Origin of the sequence: Reinekea sp. G2M2-21, from assembly GCF_015687175.1 — a bacterium.
In the GTDB taxonomy this organism is placed as follows: Bacteria; Pseudomonadota; Gammaproteobacteria; order Pseudomonadales; family Natronospirillaceae; genus Reinekea.
In genome coordinates, this window is sequence record NZ_JADPQG010000005.1 from 255,687 (window position 1) to 270,784 (window position 15,098).

Annotated in this window: 14 protein-coding genes; 10 read left to right on the forward strand and 4 right to left on the reverse strand. The window is 50.9% G+C overall.

The annotated features are described in order from the left end of the window. Positions 1-26 precede the first annotated feature (26 nt). The 3 genes from dbpA to IYN85_RS18370 all read left to right on the forward strand — a co-directional run bounded on the left by dbpA (position 27) and on the right by IYN85_RS18370 (position 4,748). On the forward strand, positions 27-1,418 hold the full coding sequence (gene dbpA, locus IYN85_RS18360) for an ATP-dependent RNA helicase DbpA (RefSeq protein WP_196160390.1): 1,392 nt from the start codon (positions 27-29) through the stop codon (positions 1,416-1,418). A 90-nt stretch (positions 1,419-1,508) separates the two neighbouring features. Continuing rightward, on the forward strand, positions 1,509-2,966 hold the full coding sequence (locus IYN85_RS18365) for a methyl-accepting chemotaxis protein (RefSeq protein WP_196160391.1): 1,458 nt from the start codon (positions 1,509-1,511) through the stop codon (positions 2,964-2,966). Between the two features lie 216 nt (positions 2,967-3,182). Beyond that, positions 3,183-4,748 carry a methyl-accepting chemotaxis protein gene (locus IYN85_RS18370; RefSeq protein WP_196160392.1) on the forward strand — a complete coding sequence of 522 codons (1,566 nt, stop codon included), beginning with the start codon at positions 3,183-3,185 and terminating at the stop codon, positions 4,746-4,748. A gap of 84 nt (positions 4,749-4,832) precedes the next feature. Here IYN85_RS18370 and IYN85_RS18375 read toward each other — a convergent pair whose 3' ends face one another. After that, a complete protein-coding gene (locus tag IYN85_RS18375; RefSeq protein WP_196160393.1) occupies positions 4,833-6,254 on the reverse strand; it encodes an NAD(P)/FAD-dependent oxidoreductase in 1,422 nt (473 codons plus the stop codon). 43 nt (positions 6,255-6,297) lie between these two features. After that, complete coding sequence (locus IYN85_RS18380; protein WP_196160394.1) at positions 6,298-6,747, reverse strand: DUF1499 domain-containing protein; 450 nt, start codon at positions 6,745-6,747, stop codon at positions 6,298-6,300. Between the two features lie 118 nt (positions 6,748-6,865). On the opposite strand from IYN85_RS18380, the gene IYN85_RS18385 reads away from it, so the two are divergent. Further along, a complete protein-coding gene (locus IYN85_RS18385) occupies positions 6,866-7,303 on the forward strand; it encodes a MarR family winged helix-turn-helix transcriptional regulator (RefSeq protein ID WP_196160395.1) in 438 nt (145 codons plus the stop codon). A 14-nt stretch (positions 7,304-7,317) separates the two neighbouring features. Here the strand turns inward: IYN85_RS18385 and IYN85_RS18390 are convergent, their stop codons facing one another. Continuing rightward, a complete protein-coding gene (locus IYN85_RS18390; protein WP_196160396.1) occupies positions 7,318-8,292 on the reverse strand; it encodes a serine/threonine protein kinase in 975 nt (324 codons plus the stop codon). A gap of 204 nt (positions 8,293-8,496) precedes the next feature. Here IYN85_RS18390 and IYN85_RS18395 point away from each other — a divergent pair, with 204 nt between their 5' ends. Next, positions 8,497-9,870: an MFS transporter gene (locus IYN85_RS18395; protein WP_196160397.1), complete on the forward strand. Its 1,374-nt coding sequence runs from the start codon at positions 8,497-8,499 to the stop codon at positions 9,868-9,870. On the opposite strand, the gene IYN85_RS18400 is transcribed toward IYN85_RS18395, so the two are convergent. Next, complete coding sequence (locus tag IYN85_RS18400; protein ID WP_196160398.1) at positions 9,825-10,511, reverse strand: ComF family protein; 687 nt, start codon at positions 10,509-10,511, stop codon at positions 9,825-9,827. The genes IYN85_RS18395 and IYN85_RS18400 overlap by 46 nt on opposite strands. Before the next feature lie 92 nt (positions 10,512-10,603). On the opposite strand from IYN85_RS18400, the gene bioB reads away from it, so the two are divergent. From bioB to bioD, 5 genes are read left to right on the forward strand one after another with little or no spacing between them, the layout of a single operon-like run. Next, entirely contained in the window at positions 10,604-11,656 is a 1,053-nt protein-coding gene (bioB, locus tag IYN85_RS18405) for a biotin synthase BioB (protein ID WP_196160399.1), read from the forward strand. A gap of 51 nt (positions 11,657-11,707) precedes the next feature. After that, a complete protein-coding gene (gene bioF / locus IYN85_RS18410) occupies positions 11,708-12,862 on the forward strand; it encodes an 8-amino-7-oxononanoate synthase (protein WP_196160400.1) in 1,155 nt (384 codons plus the stop codon). Further along, on the forward strand, positions 12,859-13,503 hold the full coding sequence (locus IYN85_RS18415; RefSeq protein ID WP_196160401.1) for an alpha/beta fold hydrolase: 645 nt from the start codon (positions 12,859-12,861) through the stop codon (positions 13,501-13,503). The genes bioF and IYN85_RS18415 overlap by 4 nt, the downstream gene beginning before the upstream one ends. Next, positions 13,496-14,266: a malonyl-ACP O-methyltransferase BioC gene (bioC, locus tag IYN85_RS18420; protein WP_196160402.1), complete on the forward strand. Its 771-nt coding sequence runs from the start codon at positions 13,496-13,498 to the stop codon at positions 14,264-14,266. The genes IYN85_RS18415 and bioC overlap by 8 nt, the downstream gene beginning before the upstream one ends. Then, positions 14,263-14,943: a dethiobiotin synthase gene (bioD, locus tag IYN85_RS18425; RefSeq protein ID WP_196160403.1), complete on the forward strand. Its 681-nt coding sequence runs from the start codon at positions 14,263-14,265 to the stop codon at positions 14,941-14,943. The genes bioC and bioD overlap by 4 nt, the downstream gene beginning before the upstream one ends. Positions 14,944-15,098: the final 155 nt, after the last annotated feature.

Genomic DNA, 15,098 nt, shown 5'->3' on the forward strand with positions numbered 1-15,098 from the left:
AGCCTATTAACCAATCAGGATGCACTGTGAACTCGAAATCTTTCCGAAATCTGTCGTTAAAACCCGCGTTGCTGGAGAATCTCGACTCACTGCAGTTTACTGAAATGACTCCCGTGCAGGCTCAGTCGCTGCCCGTTGCGTTAGCCGGTGCTGATCTTATTGCACAGGCCAAAACCGGTTCTGGTAAAACGGCCGCCTTTGGTTTGGGGTTGTTGCAGAAACTGGACGCCGACCGCTTCCGGATTCAATCGCTGGTCCTTTGCCCAACCCGCGAACTGGCCGATCAGGTGGCCAAAGATCTGCGCCGACTGGCCAGAACCATTCACAATATCAAAATTCTGACGCTCTGTGGTGGTATGCCGTTTGGACCCCAGATTGGCTCCTTAGAACACGGTGCCCATGTTATAGTCGGCACCCCTGGTCGAGTAGAAGAGCATGTTCGCAAGGGTAGCCTGAAATTAAACGACGTGAACCTTCTGGTGCTGGACGAAGCCGACCGAATGTTGGATATGGGCTTTCAGGAGACTCTGGATGCTATTCTGGCTGAGGTCCCTAAACAACGCCAGACGCTCCTGTTCAGTGCAACTTACCCGGCTGAAATTCAGCAAATGGCAGAGCGGGTGATGTCGAACCCAACCATGATACGCATTGAAGAACAGCACGATAATCACTCCATTGAGCAGATATTTTATGAAGTGAGTGATCATCAGGATCGCTTACAGATGTTGCGGTTAACCTTAGCGAAGTTTCGGCCGACCGCCACGTTGGTCTTCTGTAATACTAAGCGTGAGACAGATGAAGTCGCGGACTGGCTAACGGAGCAGGGCTACAGTGCGTTGCCATTGCATGGCGATATGGAACAACGTCAGCGTGACCTGACTCTGGTTCGTTTTGCCAATAAAAGTGCGTCGATATTGGTGGCAACCGACGTCGCGGCTCGAGGTCTGGACATTACGGATTTGGACGCCGTCATCAACTTTCATATTTCAAAAGATCCGGAAGTGCATACTCACCGGGTAGGTCGAACCGGCAGAGCGGGCAGTAAAGGTTTGGCGATATCGTTCTATACCGAACGCGAAGCGCACAAAATAGCTCGTTTGCCGTTAAACATTGACCCGATTGCAGACCCGGTACCCCGACCGGCGGATTCGTTTCTCGACGAACCACTCCTGGTGCCTGCAATGGTGACATTGCAGATCGACGGCGGAAAAAAGCAGAAAGTACGGCCTGGCGATATTCTCGGCGCGTTGACCGGTGGGCCGGATCCGTTGGTAGCCACCGAAGTCGGCAAAATTAGCATTTTTGATCAAAGCGCCTATTTTGCGGTATCCCGTTCGGTGGCAAAAAGGGCACTGAAAAAAATCGAACAGGGTAAGCTTAAAGGGCGCAGTTTCCGTGTTCGGCTAGTCCGCGGCTAACCTATAGCGACGTAAAATAAAAATGATTCAGCACTAAAGTTTTTCGCTTTGCTGCCTATACTTCAGAGATGATGAAGAAAGGCAGTCCTTATGAATCCATTACGCGCGTATTATCGTTTCTTTTCCCCAAATGCTGTTGCTCATGACCATTCGGATGATGACGATCGTCTGGTTATCGTTTTGTTCTATACGATTGTCGGTTTGTTTGTTTGGTTATACAGCTCTCTGAAATGGAGCGAAATTGGCTCCGCTAGCTTGGTTGCTACCTCATTTTTTACCGGTGCTGCCTCAGTTTTATGTGCATTTCTGGTCAAGTTCGGCGTCAACCTGAACGTGGCCATTCAGGTGATGTTGCTCGGCGTGTTTGTTCATTCGCTGAATATGATTTTTCAGACCGGTGGCATCGAGTCACAGCATATCCTGTGGCTGATGGTGGATCTGGTGGTGGTCTATCTGGTTGGCAATACGCTGACAAACCTGGCGTGGACGGCTGTGATCGTCGTTTACACCGCTGTATTGTTGGTCAGACATTTTACACCGGGTCTTGAGCAGAGCTACGTCGATTTTAGCGAGCAAGAACTTAAGGTAGATACCTACTCTGGATATATTTTACCGACTATTCTGGTGGCAGCGACGCAATTGTATGGCAGTCATTTGCGATTGAAGTCTCTTAAGCAAACGAGGGATTCGCAGCAAAAAGCCGTACTATCCGCACAGGAATTAAGTCAGAGTGCCGAGCAAATGCAACGGTTGATCGGGCAAACCGAAGAAGGCGTGTCCATTTTATTGGAAACGTCTAAAGAGCTGAATCACTTGCAGGCAAGAGTCGCGACCAACAGCGAGCAGATTTCGGAAAAATCCATTGAGTTACAGTCATCTTCCAATTTTTTTAATACGCATTTAGGTGAGGTTTCGGAGTCCTTGAATTCAGGCAGTCAGCTTGTGGCTCAGATATCCTCTGAAGCCAAATCAGCCAGTCAATTAACTCAGGAAAGTAGTGAAGCCATGGCAGAAGTGGTCAGTTCAATTGATCAGATCAAAGCTAACAATGACGCTATCGAGTCAGCCACGGCAATGATTAACGGCATTGCCGAACAAACGAATCTTCTGGCCTTAAACGCCGCCATCGAAGCCGCTCGCGCTGGCGAAGCGGGAAGGGGATTCGCGGTGGTGGCCGACGAAGTTCGCAGCTTGTCCCAACGCTCGAATGTGTCGGCGGATGAAATTCGTGTGCTGTTAGCCCGGTCGGTCGACGGGGTCTCAAAAGGTGTATCGGTCGTCAATATGGCTCGTGAAAAATTGCTTTTAGTCGTTTCTGCTGTGCAGGCGATCAATGCATCCATCAGCGACGTCGCCCAGCAGATTGTGAAGCAAAATCAGGATGTTAAAGACATGACCTCATCGTCTGCGGAACTGGCCAACATTAGCACCGAACAAAGTACCGCTGCCGCGCAACTCATCGAAAGTCAGCAGCAATTGGCGTCACAAGCGCAGAAAATTCAGGATCTGGCGGCTGAAATGCACACGACAGTGCAACGTCGCGGTTAACTCTATCGTTGTTCGGATTGTCAGACGTGAGTAGTCACGGTTAAAACGCTAAGAAACCAGTGCTAGAGGTCGATAACAATAGAGTAGAACAATTGGTTCGTGCGAACTCTCGTGTCGCACGGGCTAGAAAAGCATAAGAGACATTCACGGAACCGGTTATTTTAATTCAGAAGTTTCTTTCCACAGTGAATACGATGGCTCTTTGGAGAAGTAGCTATGAAAATTAGAACACAAGTCAGTTTGACTTTGGGTGGCATGGTACTGATGTTGGTCGTGGTCGCAGTGGGTGGTTATTTAGCTGCGTCTGTAGTCAACAAGGCAGGCAGTATTATCCCGGTTTCGTTGATACCCGGTGTCCAGAATTATAATGATATGCGGTACAAAACACTTGAAGTGGTGAGCAATGTCTATCAGGGAGATTTCCAGAAAGTTGCAGCCATCAGTAAGCCGTTGCGCCCTAGGGTGGTTACCTTTGGCACCATAGCCGCGGATAGCCCATTTTTGGGTAATAAGGTGTTGGAAGCCGGTCTGGCTCGAATATCCAAAGGACTTCTGGCCGTCATCGATTCGGCGGGCAAGTTAAAATCAGGAGATTCACCGTCCAGTGAGTTTGTCAAAGCTGTTGCCGGCCTGGAAGGAATGGAGCAAGACGCTAACGAGATTATTCAATATCTGATCGATCAAACGACGATGAAAATCAATCGTGTTATTGCCAACATTGTTCGCATGTTGGTGGGCGCGAGTGTCGTTATCATTGCTCTGGCTACGGTCTTTGGCTTAATCCTCACGCGTAAGCTGAGCCTTGGCTTAAGCAGCTTGCAATTGTCTTTCCGGAAGATCAGTGATGGTGATTTAACCACCAAAGCCAATGATTCAACTGACGATGAATTTGGTGAAATCGCCCGTTACTTCAATGAACTTGCCACCACGCTGAGCAGTACCATCAGTCAGTTAGCAACCATGATGAATACCTTGGCGGACCTGAGTAGTCGTTTCCGCGAAAGCGGTGCGCAGTTTCAGGAGCGGGCGATTCAGACCTCTGACGAAACGCAACAGGTGGCCACTGCCATGACCGAGATGGCCGCCACGGTGCGTGAGGTTGCGCAAAATGCGGAAGAAACCTCATCGCAAGCCAAAGAGGCATCCGATCAAGCCGATATCGCACGCGATCTGGTCGGTAAAACTGTTTCAAGTTCTAAAGATTTGCAACAGAAAATGAGTGGTATTTCAGGCCAGATGCTGGAGCTTAAAGAAAAAACAGCGTCTATTTCGTCGGTTATCGATGTGATTCAAGGCATCGCAGAGCAAACCAATTTGCTGGCGCTGAATGCGGCGATTGAAGCAGCACGGGCAGGAGAACAAGGCAGAGGCTTTGCCGTGGTTGCCGATGAAGTCCGCAGTCTGGCGACACGAACCGGGCAATCGACCCAAGAGATTGTGGATGTGATCAAAGCACTGCAATCCATGTCCGAAACGGCGGCGTCGAATATTGCGCAGGGGCAGGACAGTGTCGAGTCCAATGCGGAATCGATTAAAAATATTGAAGGCAGTTTGCTGAGCATTCTCGACAGCATATCGACAATCTCCAATATGAATCATCAGATTGCCACCAACGCTCAAGAGCAGTCTCATGTTGCCGAAGACATGAATGCCAACGTGGTGCGTATTTCGGATCTGTCTGAAATGAATGCGAAACAAACCAAACAGATTAACGACGATATCAAGACCATTGATCAATTGACCAGTCAGGTAAGGCAACTCATAGCGAAGTTCCAGTACTGACCGATCGTATAGATGATACGAGCCGTAAAAAATGCCAACGTTGTGCTGGCATTTTTTATGCGATGGAAGTTAACCCGCTGGGTTTTATGCCGTTTTAGCTGACGATTCTTTCTTACCACCAAGACCCCTGAAAAACTTAACCACCGGGTGCTGTAACAGATTGTCGAGAAACACCTGTTGCGCGATTTGTCGCAATGCATCGGCGTAGGTAGGGTAGGGGTGAATAACGCCCTGAAGTTTAGCAAAATTAAGCCCTAACGTTTTCATCACCTGAACTTCAGCGATAAGTTCGCCGGCGCGCTCACCAATAATGTGCGCACCCAGTACCTTACCTCGGCTGCTGGTAATCAATTTAATCCGACCCATATCACCGGCTTTGGTCTTAGCGCGATCCAGTTTTTCAGCCATGTCATAGTGATAAACACGAATGCTGTCGCCAAATTGTTCACGGGCTTCGGCTTCGGTTAAACCGGCGCGCGCAAACTCAGGGTCGGTGAAGGTGGACCATGCCACATGTTGATAGTTTGCTTTGCGCTTGATCGGTAACAGCGCATTCATGGTCGCAATTTTTGCCTGGAAGTTGGCCATGTGACTTAACAGGTAAGGTCCGGCGACGTCACCACAGGCGTACACGCCTTTGACCGTGGTTTGCAGATGGGCGTCAACTGTGATGCCGCGTTCTGTCGCAATGCCAACGGCATTCAGGTTTAAACCGCCGATATTCGGCGACCGACCTAACGCAACGAGCAGAGTTTCTGCTTCAATGCTGCGATGATCATCCCCTTTTTCGGTCAGCAGGCGTATGCCCTGATCGGTTTTCTCAACGCCCACTGCTTTGGTTCCAATGTGGAATATCACGCCCTCGGACGAGAGTTTTTCCCGGATAATCGCGGCAAACTCGGGTTCTTCGCGAAACATCACTTCCGGCATCATTTCGACGACCGTGACGTCGACACCTAAGCGGTTCATTGCCTGAGACAGTTCCATACCAATGGCACCAGCCCCCAACACGATGATCGATTTTGGCAGGGTGACCTGTTCAAAGAAATTGTCATTGGTTAAGTAAGGGACGGTATCCAAGCCAGGAATAGGCGGAACCATCGGTGACGAGCCAGTCGCAATCATGATGCGCTTGCCCTGATACTGATCGTTACCAACCTGAATGACGTGCCCAGAAACGAATGTTGCTTCCCCCTGTACGAATACCGCTCCGGCTTTTTCCAAAACCTCGGGGGTTTCATGTTCGTAAATACCTTCACTAACGGCGCGGACATCTTTCATAATCTGTTCGCTGTCGATGGTAAAGTCGGCAAATTTGCGCGCAATATGGACATCCTTCGCGCGATTGATCAGCCCTTTGCTGGGGACACAGCCGGACCAGGTACACTCACCCCCGGGTTTGTGTTTTTCCACAATCAAGACTTTCTTACCAAAGCCTAACGCGGTGAAGGCGGCGGTCAGGCCCGCAGCACCAGAACCGATAACGATTAAATCAAATTTTTTCATTGTGCTCTCTGTCTGAACGAATGTGACTGAATAAGGGTGAGACCTATTGCGCGCGATATAGTTCAGCCAAGGCTTCCCAGCGCTTACGGTTCAGACCCATATCCGAGTATCCGGCACGGCTTGATGAGCGGAAGTGGACTTCTTTGTTTTCGGTGTCCAGCCAGAACTCAACATCGTCGTGATATTTCATGAGCGACGTTGTGAACACAACATAGAGATAATCGTTGGTTTCCTGTTGAATCTTGCCGCCGCCATAGCCCGCTACTGCGGCTTTAATGGCGTTCATTGTGGCTTCATGTGTCGCCTTGAATGGCAGTGTCGGCACTTTCTTCTCGGCATCTTCCGTTTGTGTGGATACATTGTTGGGCTTCTTGCTGATGGGAGCTAATTGACCATTATTCACGCCAAGTTGTGGTACCTGCGCGTTCTGAAAGTAGATACGCCCGAAATTAATGGCGAGAAACAGGGCAATAATTATTAGGGTGATTGTCATTAGAGAGGATCCTTTTTTCATGTTTGCTAAATAGTTTGTGCGCAAAATAATGCGTGATATGAATTGACACGTCAATAGTTTGTGCGCAAAATATTTCTCCTGTGTTGAGTGAGTCGTTATGTCGCGTAATAACCTGAAATTGGAAAATCAAATCTGCCATTCCCTGTATTCTGCAACCAATGCGTTGATCCGGGTATATCGTCCATTGCTCGAAAAGGTCGATTTGACATACCCACAGTACTTAGTGATGTTAGCACTGTGGCAGGAAGATCAGGTCATGATTAAGAATCTGGTCGAACGAACCCGGTTCGATGCCGGAACGCTAACCCCGATTCTGAAGCGCTTGCAATCGAAAGGGCTGATCGACTTGGTAAAATCGGCCGATGACTCCCGACAGAAAGAAGTGACGGTAACCGAGGCCGGGCGAGTATTAGCGGAGGTGGCGGAATCCATTCCGGATGCATTGACCTGTCAGATCGAACTGACACTCGAAGAGGCCGTTGCGCTCAAACAATTGTCCGAAAAGCTTTATCACACCATTACCTCGGTGAACTAACCGGCGTTAGCGCATTAAATTTCGATATCCTGCAAGGTGCCCCATTGCTCGCGAAGCGCCAGTAAGTGTTCACTCCAATAACGAGCAGAGCCAAACCAGGGGAAGGCGTGAGGAAAGGCGGGATCTTCCCAACGTTTGGCGATCCACAGTGCATGCTTAATCATATGGCAAGTGCGCAATGCCTCCACAAGTTTCAGTTCGGTGCGGGGGAAGTCCCTGAATTGTTGGTAGCCTTCCTCCAGCTCATTAATCTGCAGAGCCTGTTCGTGTTCCGACCCGGACAATAGCTTCCAGATGTCCTGCATGGCCGGTCCGGTCACGGTGTCATCGAAATCGACTAACAGGATGGTGTCGTCGCGGGTCAGTATGTTGCCTGCGTGGAAATCTCCGTGAATACGAAATTGCTGGCACGTGTCCAGTAATCCTTGAAAGGGTTTTAATAAATTATTTAAGGTTTCTACGGTGCCGAGGTAGTTGTCTTTGATATCGGGTGGTATCAATTCGCTGCTGGCAAAGAACGACAGTGATTCCTCAACGGGTTGCAGGAGCGACAAGCGAGGTCGATGAATAAACGGCGTCACCTGTCCAAAGCTGTGCATCCGTCCCAGTAACTGGCCGATCCGGTACAGTTTGTCTGGGTCATCCAGTTCAAAAGCATGGCCTGCTCGCATTGGGAAGCACGCCAGGAAAAATCCGTCCCGTTCGTGCAGCACGTCCCCCTGAATGGTCAGTGCCGGGACCACGGAAATGTCTTCTTCCGCCAGGGCAGCGGTAAAACTCAACTCTTCGCGAATCTGTGCTTCATTCCAGCGGCCAGGACGGTAAATTTTAACCACTAACGGGCTGCTTTCTTCAACACCAACGCGATAAACGCGATTCTCGTAGCTGTTCAGTGGGTAAATCCGGTAATCCGATTCAATTCCAAGCGACTCCAGCCAGTCGATCAGCGTGTCCTGGCTTAAATGTGCATAAGGGTGTTGGTCACTCATGAAATGTCTCTGCGCCAAAAAAACACGAGTATATCAGTCAGGCGATTCCGAACAGGGGTTAATTTGAATTAAAACGATCGTTTGAATATCGTTTTGTGACCAAATAGCAATAATTTGGTCGTTTTTTGCTCTTGAAAACGATTTCAATTGCTTGGTGGCTGCCTCATGCCTAAAGTAGGTCCAAAACAAAAACAAGGAAATCTCATGTCAAAGACCGCTTTATCTACACCCGTTCGAGCCGCTTATGGCGTATCCGATCTTGGGGTGAATATTCTGGTAATAGCCTCCATTCTGATTACCTTTACCTACCTGACCACTGTGCTGGGTGTTGCGCCCGGCATTGCAGGTTCGCTGTTATTTGGAGCCAAAGTATGGGACGTGATCACCGACCCGTTAATTGGTCGGTTCAGCGATCGCACTCGGTCTCGCTTTGGCCGGCGACTGCCGTGGATGACCGTGGGGGCTATCTTTATGGCACTGGGGTTTGCCGGTATGTTCATGGCTCCGTTCGCTAATGCCTCGTCTACTTTACAGGGTGTTTATTTTGTCTTGGCGCTGATGCTGACCTATACCGCCTTTACCATGGTGGGTGTTCCTTATGGCGCGATGACGCCGGAATTGACCGATGATTATGATGAGCGTTCCAGTCTGACCGCATGGCGCATGGGTTTCGGCTCCATTGGGCTGTTGATTGGTGGTGCCGGCGCGCCAGCTGTCATATCCATGTTTGGCGGCGGTCTTGACGGTCACCGGATGATGGGACTGGTGTTCATCCCTTTGGTAGCGTTACCAACCCTGATTACGGTATGGGTGTTGCGTAATCAACCGTTGAAAGAAGCCAAAGTAGCGGATCTGTCGCTGTCCGAGCAGTGGCAACTGGTGAAGCAAAATAAGCCGTTTATCCGCTTAGCTCTGATCTACCTGGTGCAGGCCGGTATGATGGCGCAGGTGACTGCAGGGCTGTTACTGGCCTGTGCTTACATATTCGAAGCCGAAGACCCCAATGCGCTGTTAACCATGCTGTACCCTGTTTTTGTTCTGTCCACCATTATCTCCTTGCCGCTGTGGCTGATGATTGCGCGAAACTCGAGCAAACATATGGCCTTTGTGATGGGTGGCTTGGTCTTCACCGTGGGTAGCTGTTTGATGTTCTTTATGGACCGCAATACCGTCCACTTGGGCTTTGTGCTGATGATTGTTATTGGATACGGTTATTCCGCCTACATGATATTTCCCTGGTCGATGATGGCAGACGCCATTTCTCATGCTAAAACCTATACTGATGTTTCCCTGGAAGGCGTGTTTAACGGCTGGTGGACTGCTATGCAGAAGGTGGGTATTGCTTTGGGACCTTTCGTCATTGGCTGGATGTTGCAGTTGTCCGGGTTCCAATCATCTATGGATGGTTCTTTTCCCGCCCAAACGGACCAAGCCCTGTTTGCTCTGCGGCTGGCGATTTCGGTGGTTCCGGCGGTGATCTTTGCCCTAACGCTGATCGTCATTTATCGCTGGCCATTGGGGCGTACGGACGATCAGGGTAATGGCGTTCGGGCTAGTGTCCAGACCGCCACAAACTGACATCCCTGCCGCTTTAACAGGCGGCAGATTTCGGCCATTGTAGCACCGGATGTAAACACATCATCGATAATCGCCACCGATTTCGGTGGCGTCGCGGTGAGCCGAAACGCATCTTTAAGTACTTTTTTGCGTTCCTTTTTACTGAGACCCTCTAAAGGTTGCGTCGCGATTTGGCGCTGAATTCCTCGCCAAACAGGGATGCCTAGCTGTGTTGACAGCCGCTTCGTCAGTATATCGGCTTGGTTATAACCCTTCTTCGCGTGTTTACGATGGTGCATTGGAACCGCGACCAGCGCCTCTGGCCGGAATGACAGATCCGTCTCTTGGCACCAGGCTTTCATCAAGGCCGCCGCCGCCGCAATATCATGATGATACTTGAACTGATGAATCAGGTGTCGGCTTAACCCGTTAAAGGACCAGCGCATGGCCACGTCGTCCCACGGTGGCGGTGTCTGTAAACATCGACCACAGATAGATTCGACTATATTCGGCTCGCCACAGAGTTTGCATGGCTGGTTTAACGGTTCCAGGTAAGTTACGCAGGTTGCGCACAGAAGACCATCTGGTTGCGATTGTTCGCAAGCCGGGCAGATCGGTTTGAGCAATGGCAGTAACCATTGCCGGATATTTGGATTGATCATTTTTTGGTCATTAGTAAGGTTTTTAGCTGTTTCAAATTGACATTGTCATTGTCGGCGCTACTATCGCCGCATTCATTGATCAGGGTACTGTAATGACTGCTTCTACCGAACCAACTTTGCGTTACGACTGGACCACCGCGGAAGTGGTCAAACTTTTCGAGCTGCCTTTTAACGATTTACTGTTCCAGGCAGCCAGCGTACATCGGGCGCATTTTAACCCGAACGAAGTTCAAGTCAGTACTCTACTATCGATTAAAACCGGTGCTTGCCCGGAAGATTGTAAGTATTGTCCGCAGTCTGCTCACTACACGACCGGGCTGGACAAAGAAAAACTGATTGAAGTCGAAAAAGTCATTAACCAGGCCAAGGCCGCTCAAGCTGCCGGAGCGTCCCGCTTTTGTATGGGCGCAGCGTACCGTTCGCCGAGTAAAAAAGACTTCCCGGCCATCGTCGAAATGGTCAAAGGCGTTAAGGCACTGGGTCTGGAGACCTGCATGACCTTGGGTATGCTCGAAGGTGAGCAAGCCAAGTCTCTGGCGGAAGCTGGCCTGGATTACTACAACCATAACCTCGACACCTCGCCAGAATACTATGGTGAGATTATCACCACTCGAACCTACGGTGATAGACTGGAAACATTGCAAAATGTTCGCGACGCAGGTATGAAAATCTGTTCCGGCGGTATATTGGGCATGGGTGAAGGGGTAGAAGACCGAGCCGGTTTGTTCATACAGTTGGCAAATATGAACCCTCATCCGGAAAGTGTTCCGGTGAATATGCTGGTTAAAGTGGAAGGTACACCATTTGCGGACAACGAAGACCTAGACCCGATCGATTTTATCCGGGCTATTGCGGTCGCTCGCATTTTGATGCCAACCTCTCACGTGCGCTTAAGTGCGGGTCGTGAAAAGATGAGTGAGGAAATGCAGGCCATGGCGTTTTTCGCCGGTGCTAATTCCATTTTTTATGGTGAGAAACTGCTGACCACAGCAAATCCCGAAGCCAATCGTGATAAGGCTCTGTTTAAGAAGCTGGGCATAGAACCGGAAAATCGCGGCTCTGGCACCGCAGACGCGGTCACAGAAATCGACCCTGCTACCTGCCCAAAGCGCACTAATAAGCAGTTTTACGACGCGACCCTTTAATTTTCCTCATCTGGAGCGCTGCCCGCCAGGCGCGGGCTGCGACAATGACCATTGAAGCATTTTTCAGAGATTCCCACGTTATTGCAGGCCCGTGAGCAACAGCATTTATTGCGGCGCCGCGTTGAACTGCAGTCGCCACAGTCTGTGCAGCCCATCATCAATGGTCGGCAAATGCTCTCTTTTTGCAGCAATGATTATCTTGGGCTGGCCAACCACCCGTCCATTGCGGACAGTATGAAGACTGCCATCGATGCCTGCGGTGTAGGTTCTGGCGCCTCTCATTTGATTGACGGTCATCACCAATATCACGAAGCTCTGGAGCGGGAATTAGCCGCTTTCTGTGGGCGCGAAGCCGCGCTGGTATTCAGCACCGGTTACATGGCCAACATGGGTGTCATGGCGGCGTTGATGAATCGTCAGGACACCATCATTCAGGATAAGTTGAACCACGCCTCGCTGATCGATGGCGCCAAGTTGGCGCAGGCGAAAATGCTGCGGTATCGCCACAATGACACAGGACATCTGGCTCAGCTTTTGACTCAGGCGACCGGGAAAAAGCTGGTTGTCACGGATGGTGTGTTTTCGATGGATGGTGATTGTGCGCCCATGACAGACCTGGCGCAGGTCGCTGGCGAGCATGACGCTTGGGTCATGGTCGATGACGCTCATGGTTTTGGTGTCTTGGGAGAGCAGGGCGCCGGTCTGGTGAGTGAACAGGGCTTGTCTACTTCTGATGTGCAATTGGTCGTTGGAACGCTGGGCAAGGCTTTTGGTACCTCTGGAGCCTTCGTGGCGGGTGATCAGACGACGATCGACTATTTGCTGCAGTTTGCCCGCACCTATATTTATACTACTGCGACTCCGCCGGCTGTTGCCGCAGCGACGCGGACTGCGTTAGGGCTGGTCAAACAAGCGGATACGCAGCGCGCGCATTTGCAGGCTCTTATTGCCCGATTGCGTACTGGCCTTGCGGACATTGGTTTACCACCGATGGCTTCGCGAACTCCGGTTCAGCCTGTGGTCATTGGCAGTAATGAACGGGCGATGCGCATCAGCCAGCATTTGAATGAACGAGGTCTTCTAGTCACGGCCATTCGCCCGCCAACCGTTCCAGAAGGGACCGCCCGTTTGCGGATAACCCTGAGCGCGACACATTCTTTTGCACAAATAGATACCCTGCTTAACGCACTGGAAGACAGCCAATGATGCGTGGATGGTTACCCGGTTGGCAATTTTCCGCCGCGCCTTTGCAGCCGCTGCAGAACCGTTTGCAGGACTCTGCCGTTCAGGATATGGCTTTGCATTACGCCGACACGCCATTGAATTGCGAACAGTGGTTAGATGCGCAGTCTGATAAAATAACCGGACCATGCGAACTCATTGGTTGGTCGTTAGGGGGAATGCTGGCTTTAGCACTGGCGCAGCGCAATCCGCTGATCACTCGGTTAAACCTGTTGCATTGCAATGTGCGATTCGCAGGCGGTCCGGGGCTTTCCGAAAGCGTTGCCGAACAATTCCGACAACGTTATCAGCGCAACCCAGACATAACCCGACGCCGGTTTGCAGCATTGGTGGATTCCCAACAGCCGGATGATCTGTTCCCGCTGATGCTGAGCGGGGATCAATCGTCAACCTTAGGGTGGCTGTATGAATTGGATTTCACTGACAAGCCCTTGCCTTGTCCAACTCGCGTTTTGTTAGCCCAAGACGATTTTCTGGTTCCGGCGGATTCAGCTCAGAAAGCGTGGCTGGCACTCGGTGCGGATGTCCGGTTAACCGAGGGCGAGCACAGTTTACTTTGGCGAGATCCTCAACAGGTTGCCGACTGGATAGCCGATCGTGGATAAACTCGCCGTTGCTGCCCAATTCAGTCAAGCCGCTGATCATTACGACGAAGCCGCCCATTTGCAGCGAAACGTTGCCGACCGCCTGTTGGCGTTAGTCAATCGCCTTCCCGTTCAAGGGCAAGCGAGTGTCGCGGATCTCGGTACCGGTACCGGATATTGCTTGCCATTCTTGCAGCAGCGCTTTAGCCCTGAACAGCTATATGGGTTGGATATTTCGTCTGCCATGCTGAACAAGGCTGCCCAGAGGGTCGCGCGAGTTCAGCTCGTCGAAGCTGATTTGGAGCAGCCACCGTTTGAGGCCAACAGCTTGGATCTGGCGACCACCAGTTTGGCGGTACAATGGTTGGAGCACCCCGAACCCTTTGTTTCACGAATGGCTCAGGCATTGAAGCCCGGCGGTTACCTGGCTGTCGCAACCTTGGGTCCTAAAACGCTGTGCGAGCTGAAACAAGCATGGGCACAAGTTGACGGCAGCAAGCATGTGAATGACTTTCACCACGCGGTGGATTGGATTGAAGCCATTTGGCAATCCGAACTGACGTTGGAGCTGTGGCGTGAAGAGCGTTTGGAAGTTCGTTATGACTCTCCGCTGGAGCTGTTGCAGGAGCTGAAAACGCTGGGCGCTAATCATGTCGACCGTACCGAAAAGCCCAAGGGCAGTCATGTCCGGCGCATGTTGCGCGTATACGACGGATTTACCCGTAACGATGGCCGTTACCCGGCGACGTGGGATGTCTTTTATCTGATTGCGAGAAAGCCATGAAGAAACGATATTTTATTACCGGAACAGACACCGACGCAGGTAAAACGCGAGTGTCAGAGTGTCTGCTGACCTCAGCTGCGCAACAGGGGCTGTCGACACTGGGACTGAAACCAGTTGCTGCCGGTGCTGAACAGGTCGATGGGGAATGGCAAAATGAAGACGCTCAGCGTTTGATTCAGGCTTCGAGCATTAAGTTGCCGTATCAGTCGGTGAATCCGGTCTTGTTGCGAGCTGCGATGGCCCCGCATATTGCCGCAGAGCGAGAAAACAAGCGGCTGACGGCACAGAATATTACCGGCTATTGTCGGGGAACCTTGATGACCGGCCAAGCCGACTTCACCCTGATTGAAGGTGCAGGAGGTTGGCGAGTGCCGTTGAATTACCGGGAAACACTAGCGGACGTAGTAAAGGCGCTGAATCTGGAAGTTATCCTAGTGGTGGGAATGAAACTGGGTTGCCTGAACCACGCCCTGTTAACAGCCGAAGCGATCAAGCGTGATGGGCTGGTTTTACGTGGCTGGGTTGCGAACAGTGTACAACCGGTTATGGAAGGGCTGACGGAAAACATCCATACCCTGGAACGTATGATGCCTGCGCCTTTAGTCGGCGTGTTGCCACATTTGGCCGAGGGCGCTCAAGCACCGGAACAATGGGTTAATCCCGCTTTATTTCGTTAACCTTTAACTCTTGCAAGCACCTTATTTGTTACGCATTTCCCCTTGGCCGTTTCTGTTAGCGGCCGACCTGAGCATTTCTGCAGAAAATATACAAAAAATAACAGTCTTTATTGACTCGTTGGTTAAAATATAGTCAAGGCGCAGTCCGTCTGTGA